At 60.3% G+C, this 23,750-nt stretch carries 19 protein-coding genes, 2 tRNA genes and 1 rRNA gene; all 22 read right to left on the reverse strand.

Annotation, left to right across the window (positions count from 1 at the left end; all coding sequences use genetic code 11):
• Positions 1-108: 108 nt before the first annotated feature.
• Positions 109-915, reverse strand: coding sequence for a GNAT family N-acetyltransferase (locus ISF27_RS11040; RefSeq protein ID WP_194611528.1), 807 nt, complete (start codon positions 913-915; stop codon positions 109-111).
• A complete protein-coding gene (locus tag ISF27_RS11045; RefSeq protein ID WP_194611529.1) occupies positions 909-1,430 on the reverse strand; it encodes a peptidylprolyl isomerase in 522 nt (173 codons plus the stop codon). The genes ISF27_RS11040 and ISF27_RS11045 overlap by 7 nt, the downstream gene beginning before the upstream one ends.
• A gap of 224 nt (positions 1,431-1,654) precedes the next feature.
• Positions 1,655-3,379 (reverse strand): AAA family ATPase, encoded by a 1,725-nt coding sequence (locus tag ISF27_RS11050; protein WP_194611530.1) that lies wholly within the window; start codon positions 3,377-3,379, stop codon positions 1,655-1,657.
• Positions 3,376-4,497 (reverse strand): metallophosphoesterase family protein, encoded by a 1,122-nt coding sequence (locus ISF27_RS11055; RefSeq protein WP_194611531.1) that lies wholly within the window; start codon positions 4,495-4,497, stop codon positions 3,376-3,378. The genes ISF27_RS11050 and ISF27_RS11055 overlap by 4 nt, the downstream gene beginning before the upstream one ends.
• Positions 4,498-4,842: 345 nt before the next feature.
• Positions 4,843-5,403 (reverse strand): YgdI/YgdR family lipoprotein, encoded by a 561-nt coding sequence (locus ISF27_RS11060; protein ID WP_194611532.1) that lies wholly within the window; start codon positions 5,401-5,403, stop codon positions 4,843-4,845.
• Positions 5,404-5,536: 133 nt separating this feature from the next.
• Complete coding sequence (locus ISF27_RS11065; RefSeq protein ID WP_194611533.1) at positions 5,537-7,267, reverse strand: serine hydrolase; 1,731 nt, start codon at positions 7,265-7,267, stop codon at positions 5,537-5,539.
• Positions 7,264-8,229, reverse strand: coding sequence for a glycosyltransferase family 2 protein (locus tag ISF27_RS11070; protein ID WP_194611534.1), 966 nt, complete (start codon positions 8,227-8,229; stop codon positions 7,264-7,266). The genes ISF27_RS11065 and ISF27_RS11070 overlap by 4 nt, the downstream gene beginning before the upstream one ends.
• Positions 8,230-8,322: 93 nt before the next feature.
• Positions 8,323-9,171, reverse strand: a complete 849-nt coding sequence (locus tag ISF27_RS11075; protein ID WP_194611535.1) for a LicD family protein — start codon at positions 9,169-9,171, stop codon at positions 8,323-8,325.
• Between the two features lie 18 nt (positions 9,172-9,189).
• Complete coding sequence (rfbH, locus tag ISF27_RS11080) at positions 9,190-10,548, reverse strand: lipopolysaccharide biosynthesis protein RfbH (protein WP_235986336.1); 1,359 nt, start codon at positions 10,546-10,548, stop codon at positions 9,190-9,192.
• Entirely contained in the window at positions 10,545-11,627 is a 1,083-nt protein-coding gene (gene rfbG, locus ISF27_RS11085) for a CDP-glucose 4,6-dehydratase (RefSeq protein WP_194611568.1), read from the reverse strand. The genes rfbH and rfbG overlap by 4 nt, the downstream gene beginning before the upstream one ends.
• Positions 11,628-11,638: 11 nt before the next feature.
• A complete protein-coding gene (gene rfbF, locus ISF27_RS11090; protein ID WP_194611536.1) occupies positions 11,639-12,409 on the reverse strand; it encodes a glucose-1-phosphate cytidylyltransferase in 771 nt (256 codons plus the stop codon).
• 141 nt (positions 12,410-12,550) lie between these two features.
• Entirely contained in the window at positions 12,551-13,603 is a 1,053-nt protein-coding gene (locus tag ISF27_RS11095; protein WP_194611537.1) for an aldose epimerase family protein, read from the reverse strand.
• An 8-nt stretch (positions 13,604-13,611) separates the two neighbouring features.
• Positions 13,612-15,060: an MATE family efflux transporter gene (locus ISF27_RS11100; RefSeq protein WP_194611538.1), complete on the reverse strand. Its 1,449-nt coding sequence runs from the start codon at positions 15,058-15,060 to the stop codon at positions 13,612-13,614.
• A gap of 93 nt (positions 15,061-15,153) precedes the next feature.
• Positions 15,154-15,870, reverse strand: a complete 717-nt coding sequence (locus ISF27_RS11105; protein WP_407926086.1) for a D-glycero-alpha-D-manno-heptose-1,7-bisphosphate 7-phosphatase — start codon at positions 15,868-15,870, stop codon at positions 15,154-15,156.
• On the reverse strand, positions 15,788-16,492 hold the full coding sequence (locus ISF27_RS11110; protein ID WP_194611539.1) for a nucleotidyltransferase family protein: 705 nt from the start codon (positions 16,490-16,492) through the stop codon (positions 15,788-15,790). The genes ISF27_RS11105 and ISF27_RS11110 overlap by 83 nt, the downstream gene beginning before the upstream one ends.
• Before the next feature lie 25 nt (positions 16,493-16,517).
• Positions 16,518-19,694 carry a glycosyltransferase gene (locus tag ISF27_RS11115; RefSeq protein ID WP_194611540.1) on the reverse strand — a complete coding sequence of 1,059 codons (3,177 nt, stop codon included), beginning with the start codon at positions 19,692-19,694 and terminating at the stop codon, positions 16,518-16,520.
• Positions 19,687-20,550 carry a class I SAM-dependent methyltransferase gene (locus ISF27_RS11120; protein WP_194611541.1) on the reverse strand — a complete coding sequence of 288 codons (864 nt, stop codon included), beginning with the start codon at positions 20,548-20,550 and terminating at the stop codon, positions 19,687-19,689. Before ISF27_RS11120 ends, ISF27_RS11115 begins: the two co-directional genes overlap by 8 nt.
• Positions 20,547-21,881, reverse strand: a complete 1,335-nt coding sequence (locus ISF27_RS11125; RefSeq protein ID WP_194611542.1) for an ABC transporter ATP-binding protein — start codon at positions 21,879-21,881, stop codon at positions 20,547-20,549. Before ISF27_RS11125 ends, ISF27_RS11120 begins: the two co-directional genes overlap by 4 nt.
• A gap of 184 nt (positions 21,882-22,065) precedes the next feature.
• Positions 22,066-23,088: an N-acetylmuramoyl-L-alanine amidase family protein gene (locus tag ISF27_RS11130; protein WP_194611543.1), complete on the reverse strand. Its 1,023-nt coding sequence runs from the start codon at positions 23,086-23,088 to the stop codon at positions 22,066-22,068.
• Between the two features lie 288 nt (positions 23,089-23,376).
• Positions 23,377-23,449: transfer RNA gene (locus tag ISF27_RS11135), tRNA-Val, on the reverse strand.
• Positions 23,450-23,460: 11 nt separating this feature from the next.
• Positions 23,461-23,534, reverse strand: a tRNA-Asp gene (locus ISF27_RS11140).
• Between the two features lie 84 nt (positions 23,535-23,618).
• Positions 23,619-23,750, reverse strand: a 23S ribosomal RNA gene (locus tag ISF27_RS11145); the annotation flags it as partial.

Here is a 23,750-nt window from a genome sequence, read left to right on the forward strand (position 1 = left end):
CTAAACTCGGACTGCGCTTTCGCTTGTCCTCGTTAAGTGGCTGGTTATTGTTAAGTGCTCTGCATAAAAATATTGTAGAACTGTATACTTGTATACAGTTCTACAATATTATAAGAGAATCCTGTAGGAAATGCAATTGGCATTTTCCGTTTTTTTGTCCCCGGAACCGCCGCTCAACGTCCGGTTCTCCGGCTTCCCCGGCGGGCAGATTCCCGGCCTCGGGGATAATTCCGGCTCCTCGCCCGGACGCATTTCCGGCCTCGGACATAAGGCGGTTCCCGGCTCCGGGCAGGGCCGCATCCCCAGCTTTTCGGCGAGGCGGCGGGACGCAAGGTTATCCGCCCGGATCCATCCCCTGAGCTCCGTCATCCCGAGCTCCCGCTTCGCATAGGAGAAAACCGCCCGGGATGCCTCCTCCGCATAGCCCTGCCGTCGGAACCCCGGGAAAATATGGTAGCCGAACTGCCGGTCAATCCCGCATTTCCCCACCATCCTGCCATCCGCCTTACGGACGACAGCCCAGATCCCGTACTCGGCAAACCGGTACTGGTTCCGGATGTAGCTGTGCCGCTTTTCCCAGTTACTGAAGACGCCGTCCCCGTCATGCTCTGACGGCTCCTCCAGGGGATCGCTGTCCTGAAATTCCCGGATGATGAGCCGCGGGGTCCCGGCGATGATCCAGGGAAGGACCGCGGTGCGGCGGACCGCCCGCTCGAGAAGCCTCGGCGTCACCGCCTCGGGTGAATCCACGAGATAGAGGCAGCGGGAAAATCCCGGCCCGCCGGCGCCCTCCCGGAAAATGCCGATCACGGTCTTTCCCGCCTCCGCCGCCGTAAGCAGCGCCTCCCCGTCGTCGGAAATGACCGCGGGGAGAAGGCGTCCCTCGGCCGGGACAAGGACCTCCCGGATCAGCACTTCTCCGGTTCCGGATAGTCCACGCCGAAGGTCTCCACCGTCATTTTCCGGATCTTCTGATCCTTGAGCGGCCGGTCTCCCCAGTCGGTGCGGACTGCGGCGATCCGGTCCAGCACGTCCAGCCCTTCCGTCAGCATGCCAAACGCCGCGTACTCGCCGTCCAGATGGGGCGCGTCGTCGTGCATGATGAAGAACTGCGAGCCCGCGGAATCCGGAACCATGGTTCTCGCCATCGACAGGACGCCCTTCGTGTGCTTCAGGTCATTCTGAAAGCCGTTGTGCGTGAACTCGCCCCGGATGCTGTAGCCCGGGCCGCCGGCACCGGTGCCCTCCGGGTCTCCGCCCTGGATCATGAAGCCCTTGATGACACGGTGGAAAATGAGCCCGTCGTAGAAGCCCTTCTTCACCAGGCTGACAAAGTTGTTCACCGTGTTCGGCGCGACATCCGGATAGAGTTCCGCCTTCATGATGCCGCCGTCCTCCATCTCAATCGTGACCATCGGATTTTTGTTCATCGCTGTTTCCTCCTCAATCATTGTCCGGTCTGGCGGGCGCAAACTGCCCACGCTGCCAGCATCCGGAATCTGCTCTTCGCGTTTTCTTTTATTCTACATCACGGCGGCGTCCCTGTCACCGGAAAGCGCAGGAACCCTAACCGCGCCGGGAAATCCGCCTCAGCTGCCCGGGGATGCGCCCAGCCGCGCAATAATCCGGCGGACTGAATCCGGGATGCGCCGCCTCAGCGCCCGGCGCGGCTGCAGGTAAAATAGATCACCTGGCGGCCGGCGGAGATATTTTTCAGAAACTGCGCTGCCCGGATCTTCTTCTCATCGTCCAGGCTGACGAAAGGGTCGTCAAAAACCACAAAGGGCTTCTCATTCGGGTACATGGCCTCCACCAGCGCCATGCGCATGCAGAGCCCGGTGAGATCCCGCAGCCCGGCGCTCAGCGCGGCGCTGTCCCGGAGAGTGCCGGCGCTCACGACCTTGAGGCCGAGATCCACATCCACCCGGAAGCTGTCCGGCTCCTCGCCGGTCATCATCCGGTAATACCGGGCAAATGCGTCCGTCACCGGCCGGACATACCGGGCGGAAAATCCCTGCATCGCCTTTTCCAGGTAGAAGGAGGTATCCTCAAGGACACCGAGCCGGTGGGAAAGCTTCTCCCTCTCCTCCCGCTTTTCGGCTGCCTCCGCCTTCGCCCGGGCAATCTCCGCGAGGCTGTCCCGGGCTTCCCCGAGCGCCGCCTCCGTCTCCCGGATATGGGCGAGAAGCTCATCCCGCCGCCCGGCCAGGCTGTCCCTGTCCCGGCTTGCCCGGATGAGTTCCCGGGAGAGGCTCCCGGGCGTTTCCCCGTGATGCCCCCCTGCCTCCGGCTCCGCTGACTGCTCCCGCTTTCCGCCCCGAAGCCAGCGGACGGCGCCGAGAAGCGCCGCGCCCCCGCATACGGCCAGGGTGGCAGAGAACAGGATTCTCGCTGCTGCCGGGTCTTTGACAAACCAGAGGATCAGCGCGGTGGCGGCACAGGCCGCGAGGAGCGCCCCGGCGAGGAGCCCCGCTCCTGATGCGCCTGAGGGTCTGGCAGCACCTTCCCTGCCGCCCGCGGAACCTCCGCCGGCGCCTTTCCTGCCGCCCGCAGAACCTCTGCCGGCGCCTTTCCTACCGTCCGCAGAGGTTCCGCTCCCTGCGTCTGAAGCCCCGCCGCCGGCATCCAGCCGGGCGGCCAGGTCCGCAGCCATGCTGTCGAGCCCACGGATCTTCCCGTTAACCTGATCTAACTCCTCCCGCTCCGCGGAAAGGCTCCGGGACAGCTCATCCGCCTCCCGGAGCAGCTTCTCCTCCCCGGGAAGAAGTGCCTCAAGCTCATCGATCTCCCGGCTCAGGATGCTGATCCTCCCGGTCTTCCGGTCAGGCGTTATGCGGTTGACCTCCTGGCGGATCCGCGCCTTCGCATCCGTATAATTTCCCGCGTCTCCGGCGGGCATGAGCCTTCCCCCGAGCTTCGCGTGAATCCCGTCAGTCGCCCCGGTGGGGGCGTCCATCTGGCCGGTGAACACCGTCCGCGCAAAGGATTCCGCGTCGATGCGGAACAGTTCTTCCCCAAGATTGGACGAGTAATCCCGGCTCTCGAGGCCGGTCCGCTCATCATAGAGGGCGAAAGTGTCCTCCTTCGGGCGGGCGCCGAAGCTCCGGACCGCCCGATAAATGTTCCCGCCGGCCTCAAAGATCAGATACCCGCCGTAGATCCCGCCGCCGTTCCACGGGCGGTAGCGGCGGCGCTCATTTTCCCGCTCCCCGCGGCGGCCTTCCCCGAGAAATCCGTAAAACATCACCCGGATCAGGGCGGCAGCCGTGCTCTTGCCCCAGCCGTTGCCGCGGCAGAGGATGTTCAACCCGTCCCGGAAATCCAGCGTGAGGTCGTGGAGACAGCCGAAGCTCTCCACATGCAGGCGAATCAGTCTCATGTCTCCCCTTTCAGCATCTCCATAGCGCAGCGGATAATCTCCGCCTTTCTCTCCTCCGGAAGGCTGTCCTCCGCGCTGAGAAGGCGGACCAGCTCTCCCCGGAGCGTCGGCTCATAGCGGAAAGCGGCGTAGTCCACGGTGAATTTTGTCTCATCCCGGAGCGTGAAGCTTCTGTACTTATCGGCAAATGCTTTCCGCAGATAGACCGGATTTTTCTCCGCCTCCACGTCCAGGTTCCCGGCAAGGACGACCCGGAGGAAATCCCCCTCCCGGTACGGCCCCGATGCCAGCCGGCTCGCGATCCGCTCCTCCATCTCCGCGGAATCCGTGCAGCCGGTGACATCCGCCCGCACCTCATAAAACCGGCTTCCCGGCGCCGGGATGAAGCTGCGGTGCATTTTCCCGGTCTCCGTGTCGATATCGATCAGGACGAAGCCGTGCTCCCCCTGCTCATCAAAGCCGCGGCCGAGGAGGCAGCCCGGGCAGCACCAGATTCCCCGGCCGTCGATCCTCCCCTGCTCAAGCTGATGCACATGTCCCAGGGCAAGATAATCAATCCCCTTTCCCCTGAACAGGTTCAGCGGGATCGTGCCGGAGCCCCCGTGCTCTGCCTGCTGCCCGTGGAGCATCACGAGATTCAGGCGGTCCTCCCGGAGGTCCAGCGTCCGCGCCGCCTCGGCGCCGCCATCCTCCGGGATCTCCCGTGCGGTCAGGATCACCGGTATCCTGCGATGTCCGTCCTCCTCATCCGGGAGGCGGAAGGAGGACCAGCGGTCCGTAAAGGTGAGGACATTGTCCGGAAGATCCCCTCCGAAGATCACGTCCTCCGCCGGGCGGATGCCCGCCCCCTCGTGGTTTCCGCGGAGATAGGCGAAAATGATCTCCGGATGACGGCGGACCGCCCTCCGGACCGCCGCGGCTGTCGTCGCGGAAATCTTCGGGGAGTCAAAAATGTCGCCGGCGAGGAGAATGACCGACACGCCCTCGCCGCCGGCATAGTCAATCATATCCAGAAACGCTCGGAGAAGCTCCGCCCGGCGCTCCGCGGCCAGCTTCTCCGGGAGATTTGCCCTCATGGGGGAATCCAGATGAATATCGGCACAGTGAAGAATTTTCAAGACACACTCCTGTTCTTCGGGGTTCCGGAATCATGCACACCGCCGGCACACGCCTGAGAAGCAGATTTGCCAAGTTCGGACAGCGCTTTCGCTTCTCCTCGTTAAGCGGCCGGTTATTGTTAAGTGTTCTGCGAATAACAAAAGACCCCTCCAGCAGTGAGGGGTCTTTTAATAAGGGAGGAGAGCCAAACCTTTCGGTCAGGCATTATGAAAAAAATGAAAGCAAATCCTTGCTACGATTATGAGTATAGGAAAGACCGATGAAGATTCAATGTTCTTTTTGTAAATGAGTTTTGAAAGAATTATGAACGTAATATGAACACATTCCGGTCAAAACCAGCGCACTCAGCCTGCCGTGCCCGCCTCCGCAGCTGCCCCTGACGATGAAGATGACGCGTTCGGGAGCTGGAAATCCTGCCCCGCCGGGATATAGGCGTTCAGGAACCAGTCGTCGGTGTTGTCACCGGATGTCCCCTCCGGGATAATCCCGAGAGAGACGCTGTAGGTCTTCCAGAGGCCGCCGTAGGAGGTATCTGAGGATTTTTCAATGCTGAAATCCTGGGTTGCCACCACATCGTTGAACTTCTTCAGGAGATCCTCCGCATAGGATTCAACCTGGTCGCCGGGCATATCCTTGGAAACGATCCAGAGCAGCTGGAGCTCCTTGTTCTCCGGCTCCAGATAGAGCATGAAGTCCTTCGCGTAGGGGTATTCCGACGTGTCCTTGAAGATTTCCGAGGCATCGTCCTTCACCTGGTCCCAGTCGATCTCCACATTTTCCACAGTTCCCTGATAGGGGGTGCCGGTCACTGTCTCCCCGTCCATATTGTTGACAATGGTGCTTTTCGTGCATCCGGCAAGAAGCACCATCATGGCACAGCCCAGCATCAGCAGAAATTTCTTCATAAAAACCTCCGAAGGCCGGCCGCCGTCCCGGCGGTCAGCCTGTGTTCTTCGTTTCAGCGCAATGCACGTATTATATCCTATCGTCCTGGCGATTTACAGTACATTTCGAAAATGTTAAATAATTTTTAACTGTTCAGTCTTTCTCCGCCGGTGCTTCCTTTGCCTCGGGCTCGGCGGCCTTCTCCGCCGGCGTTTCCTGCGCCTCGGGCTCGGCGGCCTTCTCCGCCGGTGCTTCCTGCGCCTCGGGCTCTGCGGCCTTCTCCGCCGGCTTTTCCTGCGCCTCAGGCTCGGCGGCCTTCTCCGCCGGCTTTTCCAAACCTCCGCGGTTCCGCACCCGGTTCACCATCCTGGCAAATTCTTCCTCGCTGACCCCGCTCTCCTTGAGGCGCTGCTTTCTGCGCTCCTTCGACGCGGTGAGATACCGCTGTTCCGCGTTTTTCCGCCTTGCCCGGAGGATGGCGAAAATCACGGCAGCGAGAACCGCCGCTGCCGCCCCCAGGATACCGGCAAGCTGCGCACGGCTAAGGTTCAGGGAGCGATACCAGGCTCCGGCGGCTGAGGCCGCATCGGTCACCGCCCCGTAGACCGCGCCGAACGCCTCGCCCAGCCGGCTCCAGAGGCCGCTGAACCCCCCCGAGGAACCGGACACCTGGGAGCCTGTGGCCGTCTCCCCGTCCTTTTTCCCGCGGATCCGGACCACCGTGTTCTTCGCCTTCTCCGCAGCCTCCGCACTGACGATCGCCGCCCTGCCGACCTCCCGGTCATCGTAGGTATAGACCAGCATAGCCACTGTCCCCGCCGGGGCGTCCGCCGGAAAGTCCTTCGTGACCAGCTTCTCCTCGGCGTCGGAAAATTTCGCGTCATTCGGCAGGGTCACAGCGGCATCCTGATCCAGCGTGAGGTCGCTCCGGGCGTACTTTTTCTTCCCGAGCTTCACCGGATCGCCGTCCGGGAGGCTGGCATTTTCCGAAATATTGATATTTTTGAAATTATTGAAACCGAAATCAAGCATCGTGACCGTGTCGGCGTAGTGGGTCCTCTGCGTGCTTTTCAGGGTGACCGCAATCTCCTGCCTGCCGTCCTTCGCGGCGTAGGTCACGAGCGTCTGCCCGGCGATCGAGGTATAGCCGGTCTTTCCGGCCACCGCGTAGGGATAATAGTTCGGATCCGAGGGATTGGCAGTCACGAGGAGCTTGTGCTCCATGGTCACGGTGGCGCCGTTCGGATTGTTCTTTGTCGCCGGGATGTCATGGCTTGTCGTGGAATCGATCTTCAAAAGCTCCGCATCGTCCATAGCCGCCCTGGCGATGAGCGCCATATCCCAAGCGCTGGTCAGCTGCGTGCTGTCGTTCAGCCCCGAGGGGTTGGCAAAATGGCTCTCCTGGCAGCCAAGCTCGTCGCACTTCCGGTTCATCAGGTCGACAAACTGATCAATACTCCCCGCGGTGTGCTCGGCAAGCGCATTTGCCGTCTGGTTCGATGAGGCAAGGAGCAGGAGGTAGAGCGCGTCCTCCACCGTCAGCTCGTCGCCCTCGGCCATATTGTACTTGTTGCCGCAGCCCGGTTCCAGCCTGGTCATCGCCTCGTGGGAGTATGTCACCTTCTCGTCCAGCGAGCAATTCTCCAGCACAATCAGCGCGGTCAGGAGCTTGGTGATGCTGGCGGGCGCCTGCTGCTGGTGGACATTCTGCCCGTAGAGCATGGCGCCGGAATCCTCGTCGATGACGATGCCGGACTCCGACGCGATGACCGGGCAGGACGGCCAAGTCGGCTTCGCCAGCACGGTCTGCGGAATCATGGCGAGGATCAGCACCGCGCCGAGAAGGGCGGCCGCCCCCCGCCGGAAAATCTGCTTTGCGCTCATGATTTCTCCTTCAGCGGTTTTTTCTCACAGTTCACCGTATCGCGGACGATATAGACAGGACGGTCCTTCAGCTCCGCGAAGAGAACCGCGATATACTCACCGATAATGCCCAGGAGGAAAAAGAGAACCGCGAACATAAAACAGAGGACCACCACGATCGTGGCATAGCCGTTGGGCGTCCCGGTGACGATATGGCTCCAGATGGTGTAAATCATCAGGATGATCCCGAGAAGGCCGACGAAAAAGCCGGTGTAGATGCCGAGCCTGAGCGGCATATCCGAAAAGCACAGGATCGTGTTGACCGCAAGCCTCGCGAGCCGCCGGATGCTGTACTTGCTGTGCCCGGCGACGCGCGGCCTCGCCTCGTAGGTGATCGCCGTCCGCCGGAAGCCGATGTTCTGCACATACCCGCGGAGGAACCGGACCTTCTCCCGGTAATCCACCCGGAGCACTTCCGCCGCCTCCGCCGAGAGGGCAAAGAAATCCGACGCATTTTCCAGCATCTTGACATCCGAGATGCGGTTGATCAAATGGTAAAATGCGGACGAGGTCACATTTTTGAGCCAGCCCGCCGAGGTGTTGCTGGTGCGGACCATATTGACGACCTCGTACCCCTCGCCGAGCTTCGCGATGATGTCCCGGAGAAGCTCCGGCGGATGCTGCAGGTCCGCGTCCATGCAGACCACGCCGTCGCCGGTGCTGTAATCGATACCGGCGATCATCGCCGCCTCATGCCCGAAGTTCCGGGAAAATTCCACCAGGCGGATTTTGGTGTTCTCTGCCGCGAAGCCGCGGAGAATCTCCCCGGACTTGTCAGAACTCCCGTCGTTCACGAAAATCAGCTCGTAGTCCCAGGAAAGGCTCTCGAAAATCGGCCGCGACACGCGATAAAATTCCCGAAGCGCGGCCTCCTCGTTGTAGACGGAGACCACGATCGAGAGTTTTCTGTCTTTTTCTTCCATCCTTCTGTCCTGTGACCGGTCAGAAAATTCCCGATGGGGAACCCCAGGCTTTCCTGTTGGCTCCTCACCGCTAACCTGTCTCTCCTGACCCGGTCATTTGGTCTGCCCGAAATGAAATCCCACATGCCCCGGAACCCGCTTTTCCGCGGGCGGAAGCTTCCGGTAATCTCCGTAGAGCTGCCTGAGCATGGGATCATAGGCGCGGGGAACCAGCAGCCTCGTGTCCTCAAAGGGCACGGCGACCGTGTCCTCCGGCCACCGGCTGTCCAACGTCACATACATCCAGTCCGGCGCATAATTGGTGTAGTACAGGTGCTTCGTCTTCCGGTTCCGGTACGCGGACGCCGCACGCTCCTGGAGCCGGTAGATCGCCGGCATAGGAATCCGCCTGCCGATCCCGGCGAGAATCCGAATGGCGGCGCGCTGCACCGCCGGGTAATGGGAATAGTCCAGCGTCCGGCGGTGCCCCATGGCAAGGCCGTACACGGCCTTCTGCACCCCCCGGGCGAGACGGTCCGCGAGAGCCCCGTCCGGCACCCGGTCGAGCAGGAAAATGTCGATCCACAGATGATTCAGCTCACCGCCGTAATAGCGCATTTCCTCATCATCCGGCCCCCGCCGGCTATCCCGGTAGAGAATCCGCGGGGTGAAATCATAGAACACCTTCCCGTCCCGGATGTCCTCCGGGCAGAGCAGGGAGATATCCTCCGGAAATTCCGCCGGGGCGGCTTTCCGGAACCTTTCCCAGTTCTCCCTGGTCATCGCGATATCCACGTCGTCATCCCAGGGAATAAAGCCATGATGGCGCACCGCCCCGAGAAGCGTGCCGGAATCCAGCATATAGCGGATCCCGTGCTTCCGGCAGATGCGGTCGATCTCCTTCAGCATGCGGAGATTCGCCGCATGCACCTCCGTGAGGTCGTATGTCCTGCTTTCCCCCATGATCTCCTCCTCGACGGTTCAGGCCTTCTCCGGCGCCTCCCGGAGAACCTTGGCCATATAATCGATCTTCTCATCAGTCATGCCCGGATAAACGCCGACCCAGAAGGTGTCCCGCATGATCCGGTCCGTATTCTCCAGGGAACCGGCAACGCGATAGCCCTCACCGGAGGCGCGCATCTCATCGAAGCACGGGTGGCGGGTCAGATTGCCCGCGAACAGCATCCTCGTCTGGATGCCCTTGCTCTCCACATACGGGACAATTTTGCTCCGGTCCGCGTCACCCCGGCAGGTGATCAGGAAGCCGAACCAGTCCGGATCAGACCCCGGGCACGGCTCCGGGAGCAGGTAGGATTTCTCCATGCCGCGGAGCGCCGCAAGGAGGCGGGCATGATTATGACGGCGCCTCTCCGCGAAATGCGGCATTTTCTCCAGCTGCGCGCAGCCGATGGCTGCCTGCATGTCGGTCGCCTTGAGGTTATAGCCGAAATGGGAATAGACATACTTGTGATCATAGCCCCGCGGGAGGTCGCCGTACTTTCCGTCAAACCGGTGGCCGCAGGTATTGTCCTTTCCGGGCGGGCAGACACAGTCACGCCCCCAGTCCCGGAAGGAGCGGATGATCCGGGCAAGCAGCGGGTCATTCGTGTAGACCGCGCCGCCCTCGCCCATCGTCATATGGTGCGGCGGATAGAAGCTGGACGTGCCAATATCGCCGATCGTGCCCGTATAGCGCATTTTCCCGTCGATGTCATAGCGGCTGCCGAGGGCGTCGCAGTTGTCCTCAACCAGCCACAGGTTATACCTGCGGCAGAAGTCGCGGACCGCCCGGAGGTCGAAGGGATTGCCGAGCGTATGGGCGATCATGACCGCCTTGGTCTTCGGGGATCTGGCCTCCTCCAGCTTCGTCACATCAATGTTGTACTGCGGGATCGTGACATCCACAAACACCGGAACCGCGCCGTACTGGATCATCGGGGTCACCGTGGTGGGAAATCCGGCGGCCACGGTGATGACCTCATCTCCTCGCTTAACCCGCCGCTCCCCGAGCAGCGGGGAGGTCAGCGCCATGAACGCGGTGAGATTCGCCGAGGAACCGGAATTGACCAGCGCCGCGAAGCGGACGCCGAGATAGTCCGCGAGCCCCCGCTCGAATTTCTCCGTCCAGCGGCCCGCGGTCAGCCAGAATTCCAGGGCGCTGTCCACGAGATTGACCATCTCCGCGCTGTCATAGACCCGGGAAGCGTAGGGAATCCGCTGTCCCGGCGTAAACTCCGGGTTCTGATTATGATAGGTCTCGCAGTAGTTCTTCACAAGGTCAAGAATCTCCTGTCTCGCCGCCTCCTGCGCCTTGTGCATCGCCTCATCCTGATTTGTCATCCGCTTGTCTCCTCCATTGATTTTTCGATCCATCCGCGGATCTGCCGGTCGGTAACCTCACGCATATCCTCCCCGCGAAGCCATGCCTTCGACCAGAGGACCGTCGCCTCGACCGCCTCCCCGGCGTGCATTTTCGGTGCCCATCCGAAGACCCGCTTTGCGTGCGAGCAGTCGAGCTTCAGGAAATTTGCCTCGTGCGGCCCGTCCGGGTTGCCCGTGACCCAGGTCTCGCCGCCGCCCCACGCCCGGCAGAACATGTCCGCCAGGACGCCGGTGGCCACGCAGTCCCGGTCATCCGGCCCGATATTGTAGCTCCCGGCAAATGCGGGATCCTCGGCCTGCTCCTTCGCCACCCGGAGATAGAAAAACAGCGGCTCCAGGACATGCTGGTACGGCCTCGTCGAATGGGGATTTCTCACCTCGACCGGCTTTCCTGCCGCCGCCGCCCGGATGCAGTCCGGGATGATGCGGTCCGGGGCAAAATCCCCGCCGCCGATCACATTTCCGGCCCGGCAGGTGGAAATCGCGCATTTCCTTCCGCCCTCACCGAAAAAGCTTCTCCGGTAAGAGGCGGTCACAAGCTCCGAGCAGGACTTGCTGTTCGAATAGGGGTCAAAGCCGTCCAGGCGGTCATTTTCCCGATAACCGTACTCCCACTCCCGGTTGAGATAAACCTTGTCCGTCGTCACATTGACAAAGGAACGGACGCTCTCCGTCTCACGCACACATTCCAGCACATGGACCGTGCCCATGACGTTGGTGCCGAAGGTCCCGACCGGATCCCGGTAGGACGCCCGGACGATCGGCTGCGCGGCCAGGTGGAGGACGACCTCCGGCTTAACCCGGGCAAATGTCTCCCGCAGGCGCCCCAGGTCGCGGATATCCCCGGTCACCGAATCCATCGTGTGCGCGAGGTCCAGAATCCCGAACAGGGACGGGTCCGTCGGCGGCTCCAGGGCATAGCCGGTGACCTCCGCCCCCAGAAGCTCCAGAATCCGCACGAGCCAGGATCCCTTAAAGCCGGTATGCCCGGTGACAAGAACCCGCTTTCCCCGATAAAACTCCATCCATCCGCTCATTTTGCCCTCCGTCACCAGATCTTCCACGGTGCCTCATTCTTCGCCCACATGGCCTCGAGCTGCCGGTGATCCCGCTGCGTGTCCATGCACTTCCAGAACCCGCTGTGCTGGTACACCATCAGCTCGCCGTCCTTCGCCAGATTTTCCAGGGGTTCCTTCTCAAACACCGTGTCATCGCCAGCGATATAGTTCATGACCTCCGGGTTCATGACCATGAATCCGCCGTTGATGATCTTGCCGTCGTCGTCATTCTTCTCCCGGAACTCCTTGATCTGCCCTTTCTCATCGGCCACCATGACGCCGAAGCGCTGGCCGATGTTGACCCCGGTGATCGTCGCGATCTTTCCGTGACTCTTGTGAAACTTCACCAGGGCGTCCAGATCCACCGTTGACACCCCGTCGCCGTAGGTCAGAAGGAACGGCTCATTCCCGATATACGGGGCAATTCTCTTGACCCTGCCCCCGGTCATCGTATTGAGGCCGGTGTCGATCAGCGTCACCTTCCAGGGCTCCGCGTGGCGGGTATGAACCTCCATCGAATTGTTTGCCAGGTCGAAGGTCACATCCGATGTGTGCAGGAAATATTCGGCAAAATACTCCTTGATGACATACTGCTTGTAGCCCAGGCAGATGATGAAATCATGGTAGCCGAACTGGGAATAATATTTCATGATATGCCAGAGGATCGGCTGGCCGCCGATCTCCACCATGGGCTTCGGCTTAAAATCGCTCTCCTCGCTGATCCTCGTGCCGAAACCGCCCGCCAGAATAACAACCTTCACGGAATACCTCCTTTGGCGCCGTGCCCCGTCCCCGGCGCACGTCCTGTATACATAACGAAACCATCTTAGCCGCAATGCCGGCCGCCTTCAAGTAAAACTTTTCTTAACAAACCGCGCCGCCCGCCGGCGGCACCAGGGCATTTACACGGAAAAGCGGAAAATGGTCTCCGCCGCGTAGATCTGCCCGGCCGGCAGGATGCTGCTCTGGAACCTCGGTTCATTGCAGGCATTCGGGAAATACTGCGTCTCAAAGCAGATCCCCTCGCGGGACGTGTACGGCCGGCCGCATTTCCCCGGCATCTTCGTTCGGAGCCCGTTGGCCGTGTAAATCTGGATACCCGGGAGGTTCGTCAGCACCTCCATGCGGATGCCGGTGCGCGGGCTCACGAGAGACGCCGCCGGGATCACCTTCCCCGGCGCGGCATTCAGCGCGTAATTGACATCGTAGCCGCGGCCCTGGCGGATCGCCGGGAAATCCGCGTCGATATCCTGGCCGACCCGCTTCGGGGTACGGAAATCCATCGGCGTCCCCGCAACATCCGCGAGCTCACCGGTCGGGATCAGGTCGTCCCCGGTCGGCGTGTAGGCGTCCGCAAAGACCGTCAGCACCTCATCGGTGATCTCCCCGCTCCCCTCGCCGGAGAGATTAAAATAGGAGTGATTGGTCATGTTGCAGACCGTGTCCTCCGGGCAGGCCGCCTCATAGTCGATCGCCAGCTCCCCCGCCTCGTTCAGCGAGTAGGTGACCGTCGTGTCCAGATTTCCCGGGAAACCCTGCTCCATATCCCGGAGCACCCGGGAAAATGCAACCGCCGCGATGTCTTTCCCGGCCTTGTCCGCCGCTTCGAAAACCATGTGCGCGGTGCGGACACTCCCGCTGTGCAGGTTGTTCTCCCCGTCATTTTTCTCCAACGCGTAGGTTTTCCCGCCGATCACCACCTTTGCGCCACCAATCCGGTTTGCGTTCCTGCCAATAAAACAGCCGATGCTTCCGGTATTGTTCACATAACCGTCCACATCCCGATAGCCGAGAACGCAGTCCACCGGCTTCCCGTCCCTGTCCGGAACGACGACGCTGACGAGCGCCGCGCCGTAATCCGTGACCGACACCTTCATGCCGCGGGAATTTTCCATCGTATAGAGGCGGCTCATGCGGCCGTCCGCCATGCCGAAATCACTGACTGAAATCTTCATTTTTTCTCCTATCCCCGGTCATCCCGGGGGCCCACCCGCCCCGCCGTGCCGGAAACATCATCTTTTCTCCCCGCAGGAGCCGGGAGCTTTCTCACATAGACCAGATACATCACGACCGCGAGGCCCAGCGAAAGTGTCTCGGCGAACGGCGTCGCGAGAACGACGCCGAGGGCGCCGAATGCCCCGCGGAAGAAAAACATCGCCGGAATGTCCAGCAGCCCCTTCCGGCAGACCGAGAGCACCAGCGAACAGCGCTTCCATCCCGAAGCCTGGAATACGGCGTTCATCAGGTAGGAAAATGTACACAGCGGCGCCGCGAAGGCGATGATCCGGAGAAAGGTGCTGCCGAAGGCGACCGATTTTTCCTCCGCGATGAAGAAACGGACCATCGGCACCGCGAATCCGCGGAACACCAGCAGGCAGGATGTCGTGAATACCAGGCCGATGACGGCGGTAAAGCGGATCGTCTTCCGCATCCGCCGGTAATTGCCCGCCCCGTAATTGTAGCCGAGGAGCGGGAGGATGCCCTGCGTGAGCCCCATGGTGGTGTTGAAGGCGATCATGTTGATCTTCTTGGCTACCCCCATGCCGGCAACCGCCTCGCTCCCGTAGCCACGGACCAGGGCATTGGCGAAAATATTCGAGGTCATCGCCAGCATGGTCTGGAGCGCCGCGGGGATCCCGACCAACAGGACATCCCCGGGGATCCCCGCTGAGAAAGAAATCTCTGCCGGATTTACCGTGAACACCGGATTTTCGCGGTGGCGCACAAGGAACACCAGGAAGTACATAAGGGACGCCGTGTTGGAGATCAGGGTCGCTGCCGCCGCGCCGGCAACCTCGTGGCCCGGCGGCAGGATCACAAACATAAAGAGCGGATCCAGGACAATATTCAGGATAGCTCCCATGGACATCCCGAACCCGGCCTGTTTCGCGGCGCCGATCGAGCGGACGAGATGGCCGCAGAGGACATTGCCCACCGTCGGAATTGCCCCCAGGATCATGGTCCAGAAAATATAATCCCTGACGTAGGGTGACGAACGGTCATCCCCGCCGATGAGGGGAATGATCCGGCCGCCGAAGACCAGCATGATGAGGGCGTAGAGCAGCGCCGCCACGAGCCCGCCGAACAGGCAGAAGGCGAAGATGTGCCTCGCCCTCTCCGGCTGTTTTCTCCCGAGGCTCCGGGAGATCGCGCTGGAGCCGCCGATGCCGAACAGGTTGGCGATGGCTGCCATGTAGACGTAGATCGGCATGCAGACCGAGAGGGCTGCCACCATGGCGGCGTTCCCTGTTCTTCCGACATACCAGGTATCCGCGAAATTATAGACAATATTGATCAGCTGGGTAATCACGGTCGGAACCGCCATCTCCGCGACCGCCCGCGGGATCGGCGCATCCTCGAAAATCCATTTCCCGCCGGGTACCTCTCTCTGCCGTTTTGCCGTCTCCCTCATACTTTCACTGCTTTTCGATCCTTTCTCCCCTGTCTCCCGCTCCCTTGCCCTGTTTTGGATCTCTTCTGTCTCGATGGCAATTCCCCTCTGCCGCTATCTCCGTTCCTTCCCTGATTCCCGCAGGATCACCAGGGCAGCCTCTTCCAGATTTTCCGCATAGATATCGTATTCGCCACCGCGAGGGCGCCCGTCTGGAAGCAGCTCCCCGCGCTCCGCCTCGTCACGGCGGATGCCGGCGCCATAGCCGGTTCCCACGAGGATGGAGCGCACGCCGTAATTGTGCCCGGCTATAGTGTCGATAAGCTTATCCCCGATCATGAAGGAATGGGCTTTGTCAATCCGCCCGCCTGTCCGCTCAAGGAGGTCTCCCTCCGCCCGGAGGAACATCCCGGTCTTCGGCTTCCGGCAGTCACAGTCTGTCCGGTAGCTGCCGATCCCCGCCTCGGGATGGTGCGGGCAGTAATAAAAGGCGTCCACCGCCGCGCCCTCCGCCCGGAGCTTCTCATTAAAATATTCGTGAAAGCGGGCGACATCCTCCTCCGAGTAATACCCGCGTGCCACGCCGGCCTGGTTCGTCACGACAATCAGGAGAAATCCCGCCTCCCGCAGCATCCGTAAGGCTTTTGCCGTGTCCGGGAAGAAGACGAGCTTCTCCGGCTCATGAAGATAGTGCGTCTCCACGTTCAGCGTGCCGTCCCGGTCAAGAAATACCACCTTCGCCATGCCGTCACCCGGCCTTTCCGTCCGCGGCGTCACGGCAAAACCTGCGGTAATCCTCCGGAACCCCGATGTCGATAAAATAGCCGTCATTCACCATCCCGGCAATCTTTTTTCCCTCGCCAAGCCAATGGGGAATCATCGCATTTTCCAGGGAGACCTTCCCCGCCGGAATCTCCTCGATGAGGCGCCGGCGCATCAGATAGACGCCGCCGTTGATCGTTCCCGGCCGCTCCTCCCCGGTCTTCTCGTTGAAGGAGGTCAAGCGTCCCCCGATGAGCTTCGCCTCCCCATAGCGCCGGATATCCGGCACCCGGCGGAGGACGAGAGCCATGTCACTCTGCTCCCGGGCCGCGAGATCGCGGAGCTTCTGATAATCCATGCGGTAGTAGGTGTCCGCGTTGAGAATCAGGAACTCCTCGCCCTCTCCCTTTGCCGCCGCGTTCCGGATCGCTCCCGCGGTGCCCAGGAGCTCTTTTTCCACCGCGTAGGCGGCATGAATGCCGAAGGCGCTCCCGTCGCCGAAATAATCCTCAATCTGCTCCGCCATATAGCCCACGGCGAAGATCATATCGGTAATTCCCTGTTCCCGGAGGCTTTTCACCAGATACCAGAGAAACGGCTTCCCGTTCACATCCGCCAGCGGCTTCGGCCTGTCGCTCACCACGCTCCGGAGCCTGGTTCCCAGGCCGCCGGCAAGTAAAATTGCTTCCATGCTGTCTCCCTTTCCGGTGGCCGGCTTATCCTTGCCGTTCCTTCGGATTGTCTTCCCTCGTAAAATCTTCCCGGATCACGTTCCAGGCCGCCTCGGTGCTGAAATGGCTCCGGATGTACGCCTGAGTCGCCCTGCTGAGCCGGACAAGCTCCGCCGGATCCTGATAAAGGCGGACAACCTCCGCCGCGAAATCTTCCGGCTCATCCTCCACCCGGAGGACAGATTCCACCTCCGGAATGCCCTCGCTCCCCACCGAAGTGGTCACAATCGCCGCGCCGTTGTAGATTGCCTCCACCACCTTGCCCTTGACACCGGCGCCGTACCGGAGCGGCACGACGACCATCCTGGTATTCTGGTAGAGGGCGGCGAGCTCCTCCTCACTGACAAAGCCCTTCACGACGACGCCATTTTCCGGATCATTCAGCGCCTCGATCTCCTCCGTCGCGTGGGATCCCACGATATAGAAATTGATTTTGAGCTTTTCGCGGATCATCGGCCAGACATTCTTCACAAACCACAGGACACCGTCCGCGTTCGGCGGGTGCGCGAATCCGCCGACAAACAGCAGCCCTTCCCGCTTCCCGTAATCCTCATTGATCTGATCCAGGAATTTCTCATAGACGTAGGCGGTGATCGCCTTTGCCCGGATGGTCGGATCCACGGCGTGGATCGCGTCAATCTCCACCTGGGACGGATAATAGGAGATCGAAACCCGCCGCATCAGCGAGAATTCCACCGATTTCCAGTAGGCGGACTCCCGCCGGATCCTGGTATCCCCGCTCAGCTCGTACTCCCGGTAGAGCCGCAGGAAATGCAGATCATGCCCGTAATAGATCATCTTGATATCCGTGTGCTCTGAGAGATAGTCCACATACTTCGTGGCAATGTGCGGGCGGTTCAGGTAGGCGAACGAAATGTATTTTCCATTTTTGTCCAGCCAGTCCCAGAAACCGGCCTGATACCAGCTCCCGTAGAGCACCTCGATGCCCATCTGCGTCAGCGTCGTGGTGTACGGCTCCTCATGCGCGAAATTGTCGCCGAGGAACTTCACCCGGAACCCCTCATGCAGGAACATTTTCAGATACTGGAAAGTCGTCTTCGAGCCGGCATCCCGGTCAAAGGTCGGCACATAGTGGTCGATCACCAGGATGACCTGCCTGCCCTGGCTGCGCTCCCTGGCGAGGAACGGGTTGGGATTGCCGTCATTGTGGCACTGCTTCTTCAGCTCCTCCGCCCATTTTTCCCTGAGCTTCCGGCTGTTCTCCACCTGATAGCGCTTGAGGCCGGTGCCCTGGACATCTGTGCCGTTGGAAATCCCCTCAAAGTGAATGACCTTGGAGAGCGGCTGATAGACCACCCGCTTCCCGTGGCGGCGCACCTCGAAGGCGAGGTCGGAATCCTCGCAGTAGGCCGGCGCAAACCGCTCGTCAAAGCCGCCGATCTCCTTCCAGAGAGACCGGGAGAGCAGGATCGCCGCCCCGGAGATGTAGTCCACATCCTTCACATAGTTGTATTCCGGCTTCTCCGGGTCATCCATCCTGCCGTAATTCCAGCCGGAGCCGTCGTCCCAGATAATGCCGCCGGCCTCCTGCAGGCGCCCGTCCGGGTACACCAGCTTGGAACCGACCATGCCGATCGAGGAATCTGACCGGATGAGGCTGACAAGGCTCTCGAGCCACCCGTCCGTCACCTGGGTGTCGTTGTTGAGGAACATGATGAACTCGCCGCGTGCCCGCTTCGCCGCGTTGTTGCAGTTCCGGAGGAAGCCTTGGTTCACCTTGTTCCTGCAGATCACGAGATTCTCCGCAAAATCCCCAAGATGCGATGTGGCATCCGTAGACACGTCGTCGGCGATGATGACCTCGTAGCTTACGTTCTTCGTGTGCTCCAGGATCGAACGGAGGCAGAGGTAGGTGTAATGCACCTGGTTATAGCAGGGAATAACGATGGAGACCTCCGGATGCTCCACCGCCGGGAAATGCAGCTTCCCGTACGTGCGGTATTCTTCCCCGATCTCGTGGACGCCGGCGAGGAGATTTCTCCCCTCCTCCGTGCTCCGAAGGCGCGCCTCCCGCAGGGGGTGGAAAACCAGCTCCTTCGTCTCATGGAGCTTCGCCCGCTCCGCGCTTCCCTTCGGATACTTCCGGTTGAAGACGTCACCCGCCTTCCTGCGCGCGCGGAACGCCAGGGTCAGATGATGGTGGTAGTAGTCCACCGCCTTCGCCAGCTCCTCGTTGCTGTGCCTGAGATCCGCAATCATGGCGGTCAGATTCGCCACATGGTTCTGCGTCAGCCGCTGGACCTCCCGGATCTTCCTGAGTTCCTCATTCTTGTCCTCGATCTGGGCAGCGAGCTGGTCGTTGCGCTCCCTGGTCTCATGGAGATCCTCATCAACATGGGCGAGGCTGATGGCGGTTTTTGTCTCCACCATATAGTCTTCCTGGTAAATCCGCTGGTTCTCCCCGTGGACGTACTCCTGGAAATTGCCCTCCATCTTCTCATAGACCGCCCAAAGCTCCCGGTTACTGGTCACCAGTTCCGGGAAAAGGTCAAGAAATTCCTCCCTGCTCAGGCCGCCGAACTGGCTGGACAGGTGGAGATAGGCGTAGACGAGCGTCCGGTAGCGGACGAAATCCGCCGGCACCGGAAAGAGAATCACCCACTCATAGTCGATCGCGTAGAGGCCGTCCTCCGCCACGATCATGTTCGCGAAAAGGCTGTCGATGTTCGAGGCGGAAAAGCTCTCCCCGTCAAGCATTCCGAGTTCCTCCGGGGTGAGATCCCCGCGGCAGTTGAAAACCTTGGAAAATTCCGGGGTGAGGGCAAATTTTCCCTTCTCCTCAGCCCGGACAGCGAAGATCCTGCCCATCGCGGCGCGGACTTCCCGGATCAGTGCCGCCTTCGGGTTCTCCGCCGCGCGGACAGCCGCGAGGATCCGATTTTCCAGGGTATCCCCCTCGATAAAATCAAACCGCGCGGTCATCCCATCGCGGGAAAATGACGGCTCCGCAAAATGGAGGGCTTCACATTCCCGGCAGAGCGCCTCATACTTGTCCCGGAACGACTGGATATGCCCGCGCCCCTCCGGGCAGAGGGCCGTCTTCCTGGTATATTTCTTTCCCTTTTTCCGGACAATCTCCGTGCGGATCTGGAACCGCTCCGCCCGGGTCCGGTTATATTTCACATAGAGAATCTCAGCCATGACGTGACTCCTTCTTCCAGATGGCGAGGTAGGAATCCGCGAAATCGCGGAACTTCCCATCCCGGCAGGCTGCCGCGAACACAGCGCCCACATTGACCGACGGATACCGCGGGAAGTCATAGAGCGGCAGCATGCCGGCCACATCCGCTCCGGTGGGCTGCCAGCTGTCAGACCAGATCTCCGAGGCGGTCCGGTAGTCCGGCATCGGATAGCGGATCTCCGCCTCCGGCAGGAGACGCAGAAGCTCCTCCCGGCATGCCGTCACCGGATCCCCGGCGACGCCGGCGAGGTATTTGAGGCCATACCGGTTCTGCACAGCGAGAAGGAGCGTTCCCCCCTCGCGAAGGTACGAGACTGCCCGCCGGATCTGCCCCTCCAGGCCCTCCCCGGGAAGGAAGGTGCCGATCACCGTCACATAGTCAAAGCTGCCCGGGCGAAGCTCCCCGGAATCTGCGCCACCTTTCCCGGCCTTCCCGGTCTCCTTGTCCGCAACGGCACCCCCGGCCTTCCCGGTCTCCTTGTCCGCAACGGCATCCCCGGCCTTCCCGGTTTGAACCGTGGCCAGGTTTTTCGCCCCGGAGTACCTCGCCTGGACCAGCTCCAGGGCCTCGGGATCCGGATCCGCCACCGTGACCCCGGCGGTTTTCCGGAGAAAGAGGCCGGTCAGGGCGCCAAAATCCGCCCCGATCTGCAGAAGCCGCGCCTCCGGGTCAAAATCATACCATTCGAGGACATTTTCCCGGAGAGGCGCCAGCGCATAGAGAATATCCAGCTGCTTATTTTCCCGGAGCGCCTCCCGGGCGTCCCCCTTAAAGCGCCGGAGAAGCGCCATGATCTTCTTATCTTCCGCACTCATGCATTTTCCTCCGTCCTGGCCGCGGGATTTTTCAGCGCCTTCACCTGGGATTCCATATCATAGATGCCGACGGTATTCTTATTGGAGATGACCGTGAGGCTCACCACGTCATAGAGGCGGTGATAAACCACATGCTCGCCGTGCTCAAATCCCGTACAGCTCATCGACAGCAGGTACTCGCCGCCCTGCAGTGTCATCTTCTGCCGGAACTCCACCTGGTAAATGTCCCCGCTCTTCACCGGCTTGATGTCTGTCCCCTCGTACATGGTATTGGTCCCGGTGAGGTCCGTCCCCTTCTTATCCTTGATGGTATAGGTAAAAATCGGCGCCTCGATGGGGGCATTAAACTGCACGATCTCCCGAATCGTGAACATTTCCCCCTTGAGGAGCATGTTCGTCACATTGCCCCGTTCGTCCAGGAGGCCGAGGTCAATGAACTTCGCGCGGCCGTCGCCATACTCCTCACGGTTGGCGTTGATGGACATCTGGTCCAGCATACGGCTGCCGTCCGCGGAGGATTTCAGATGCTCCTCCTCCACCTCCTTGTCCCCGGAGAAATCACTCATTTCCAGCTCCTCCTGGAGCTGGTCCATACGGCCTGCCAGGATCTTCTTGTAGAGGTCCACCATCTTGCCCGCCGAGCCCTGGGCGACGAAATCGCCCTGGTTCAGCAGGATCACCTTGTCGCAGTATTTGATGATGCTTCCCATGTCGTGGGAAACCATGACGATCGTCGTCCCGCTCTTGCGGATCTCCTCCATGCGCTTGTAGCACTTTGCCTGGAAAAATACGTCGCCGACGGAGAGCGCCTCGTCGACAATCAGGATCTCGGGATCCACATTGATCGCGAGGGCAAAGGCAAGACGGACAAACATACCGCTGGAATAGGTCTTCACCGGCTGGTAGACAAAATCTCCGATCTCCGCGAAATCCAGGATGTCCTGCAGCTTGGCATCCATCTCCCTGCGGGTATAGCCCATCATCGTGCCGTTCATGTAGATATTCTCGATGCCCGTATAGTCCTGGTTGAAGCCGGCGCCGAGCTCCAGGAGGGCAGAAATCTTGCCGTCCACCTCCACCGTGCCCGAAGTCGGTGTCAGGACGCCGGTGATGATCTTCAGGATCGTGGATTTGCCTGAGCCGTTTGTACCGATGATACCGACCGTCTCCCCGCGCTTCACCTCGAAGGAAATCCCGTTCAGCGCATAGAAATCCCGATGGTAGGACTTATGTGCGGGGTTCATCGACTCCTTCAGGCGGTCAATGGGCTTATTATATAATTTATAAATCTTGGTGACCTGTTTGACTTCGATTGCATTTTCCGGTGACATAATTCCTCCAAAATTCGCTGAAAACGCTTTGTCCGCGGCCTTTTCGGACAATCAGACATGCCTAGTATAGCATAGAGAGAATTCAAATGACAGAAAAAAGTCCCCGGAGCCGTGCCCCGGGGACGAAAACGGCATCCCGCGAAGCAGATCTCCGCGGGATGCCCGGTTCCAGCCAGTCAAGGGATCATGATGCGATGAACGCGCCGTCCGCGCCGACCGGATAACCGTCGGGGGTGATCGTATTCTCCAGCATCTCCCCACTCCCGTTAAAGTAGTACCATTTGCCGCCGATCAGCCGCCAGCCGGTCACCATATAGCCCTGATCATCAAACCAGAACCAGTGCTGGTTGTCCCGGATCCAGTCATTCTTCGGATAGCCGCCGGGCGTGAGATAGCGCCAGCCGGAGCTGTCCTTCTTCCAACCGTAACCGTCCCGGGAGACATACCCGTACTGGGTCCGGCTTGCCGCAGCAGACGCCTCGTCCACATTGTACTTATTCTCGACGTCGAACCAGGGGCCGCGGGAATGCGTGGCCTGGTTATACTGCCGCACAGAGAAGGTATAGCTGCCCGCGTTCATGATATAGGGGCGCATATCGATCACCTGGTTGCCGCCTCCCCTGCTTGCGATATCGATGATCGAGCTGTACTTCTTCCCGTCTTTGTACAGCTGGATCTGATAATCATTCCCGCCATAAGCCATCACTTCCAGCGTTCCGTCCCGCTTGACATCCCAATCCGCGTACTCGATGCTCCCTGCCTTGCCCTTGAGGGCATCCAGCGTCACCGTAACCTCGAGCCTCGTGCTGTCCTCCTTTTTCAGGGCACTCTGGTAGGCCGGCTTGGCATCGCCAGTAAGTTTCACCTGTGACGCCTTCGTCAGGGTAAAGGTATAATCCTCAGCCGCCTCCAGGGCGATCGTCAGCGTTGGTGCCTGATCTGCGGAAAAATAGGCCTTGGAGGAATTGTTGAAGGAATATTCAGCGATGGTGTATTTATTGCTGTCGCCGCCGGGGGTGGTGACCTCCACGGCACTGTCATCCATATACGCGCCGACCTGGAAGGCGTCATCCCCGCCGGCATCCACCCGGATGCTGACCGTCGAGATCGAACCGGCAAATGCAGGCAGCGCCGGAATCATTGAAAGAAACAGGGCAGCAGCCGCTGTCAGCGCGCCCCATTTAAGAACAGAACGAAAACTTCTCATACCGTCCATACCTCCCTTGCACCCGTTCTGGTTCCCTGTCTAAGTTCAATTATCTCATGATTATCTTTATTATACGTTTTTTTTGATTTTCTGTCCACTTGGCAAGCCCCAGCCGGTCAACACTTTTCTTTCAGAAAGATTAAGCTTCTGTGATCATTCAGCCAGTCGGGGATGCACCGGATCTACGCCGAAAAACCCCTGCCGCCCGAAATTTCCGGACGCGCAGGGGTTGGTAGCAAAATTGATCGGTACAGCACTCCGGCATGAAGCTGCCGGATAAATAAAAAATGGGGCCTACAGGGCTCGAACCTGTGACCCTCTGCTTGTAAGGCAGATGCTCTCCCAGCTGAGCTAAGACCCCACTTTTGTTAACGACCCGGATGGGACTCGGACCCATGACCTCCGCCGTGACAGGGCGGCGCTCTAACCAACTGAGCCACCGGGCCATTCTGATCATTTCTCGTTCATTTCTTAGGGAATGTACCCTCAAAACCGCATACTGATTACATCCGCTTGATTATCCGAACCGTCTGGATAAGCCCTCGACCGATTAGTGACAGTCAGCTCCATGCATTGCTGCACTTCCACCTCTGCCCTATCAACCTCGTACTCTTCAAGGGGTCTTACTTCTTTCGAATGGGATATCTCATCTTGAGGGGGGC

The organism is Clostridium vitabionis (assembly GCF_015351765.1).
Classification (GTDB): Bacteria; Bacillota; Clostridia; order Lachnospirales; family Lachnospiraceae; genus Clostridium_R; species Clostridium_R vitabionis.

Excerpts from the sequence above, each read along its gene's own strand:
- ISF27_RS11045 (WP_194611529.1), bottom strand. The coding sequence starts at position 1,430 with ATGAACAAAAATCCGATGGTCACGATTGAGATGGAGGACGGCGGCATC.
- ISF27_RS11050 (WP_194611530.1), bottom strand. The coding sequence starts at position 3,379 with ATGAGACTGATTCGCCTGCATGTGGAGAGCTTCGGCTGTCTCCACGAC.
- ISF27_RS11060 (WP_194611532.1), bottom strand. The coding sequence starts at position 5,403 with ATGAAGAAATTTCTGCTGATGCTGGGCTGTGCCATGATGGTGCTTCTT.
- ISF27_RS11065 (WP_194611533.1), bottom strand. The coding sequence starts at position 7,267 with ATGAGCGCAAAGCAGATTTTCCGGCGGGGGGCGGCCGCCCTTCTCGGC.
- ISF27_RS11070 (WP_194611534.1), bottom strand. The coding sequence starts at position 8,229 with ATGGAAGAAAAAGACAGAAAACTCTCGATCGTGGTCTCCGTCTACAAC.
- ISF27_RS11075 (WP_194611535.1), bottom strand. The coding sequence starts at position 9,171 with ATGGGGGAAAGCAGGACATACGACCTCACGGAGGTGCATGCGGCGAAT.
- rfbH (WP_235986336.1), bottom strand. The coding sequence starts at position 10,548 with ATGACAAATCAGGATGAGGCGATGCACAAGGCGCAGGAGGCGGCGAGA.
- rfbG (WP_194611568.1), bottom strand. The coding sequence starts at position 11,627 with ATGAGCGGATGGATGGAGTTTTATCGGGGAAAGCGGGTTCTTGTCACC.
- ISF27_RS11095 (WP_194611537.1), bottom strand. The coding sequence starts at position 13,603 with ATGAAGATTTCAGTCAGTGATTTCGGCATGGCGGACGGCCGCATGAGC.
- ISF27_RS11100 (WP_194611538.1), bottom strand. The coding sequence starts at position 15,060 with ATGAGGGAGACGGCAAAACGGCAGAGAGAGGTACCCGGCGGGAAATGG.
- ISF27_RS11105 (WP_407926086.1), bottom strand. The coding sequence starts at position 15,870 with ATGACGGCTATTTTATCGACATCGGGGTTCCGGAGGATTACCGCAGGT.
- ISF27_RS11110 (WP_194611539.1), bottom strand. The coding sequence starts at position 16,492 with ATGGAAGCAATTTTACTTGCCGGCGGCCTGGGAACCAGGCTCCGGAGC.
- ISF27_RS11115 (WP_194611540.1), bottom strand. The coding sequence starts at position 19,694 with ATGGCTGAGATTCTCTATGTGAAATATAACCGGACCCGGGCGGAGCGG.
- ISF27_RS11120 (WP_194611541.1), bottom strand. The coding sequence starts at position 20,550 with ATGAGTGCGGAAGATAAGAAGATCATGGCGCTTCTCCGGCGCTTTAAG.
- ISF27_RS11125 (WP_194611542.1), bottom strand. The coding sequence starts at position 21,881 with ATGTCACCGGAAAATGCAATCGAAGTCAAACAGGTCACCAAGATTTAT.
- ISF27_RS11130 (WP_194611543.1), bottom strand. The coding sequence starts at position 23,088 with ATGAGAAGTTTTCGTTCTGTTCTTAAATGGGGCGCGCTGACAGCGGCT.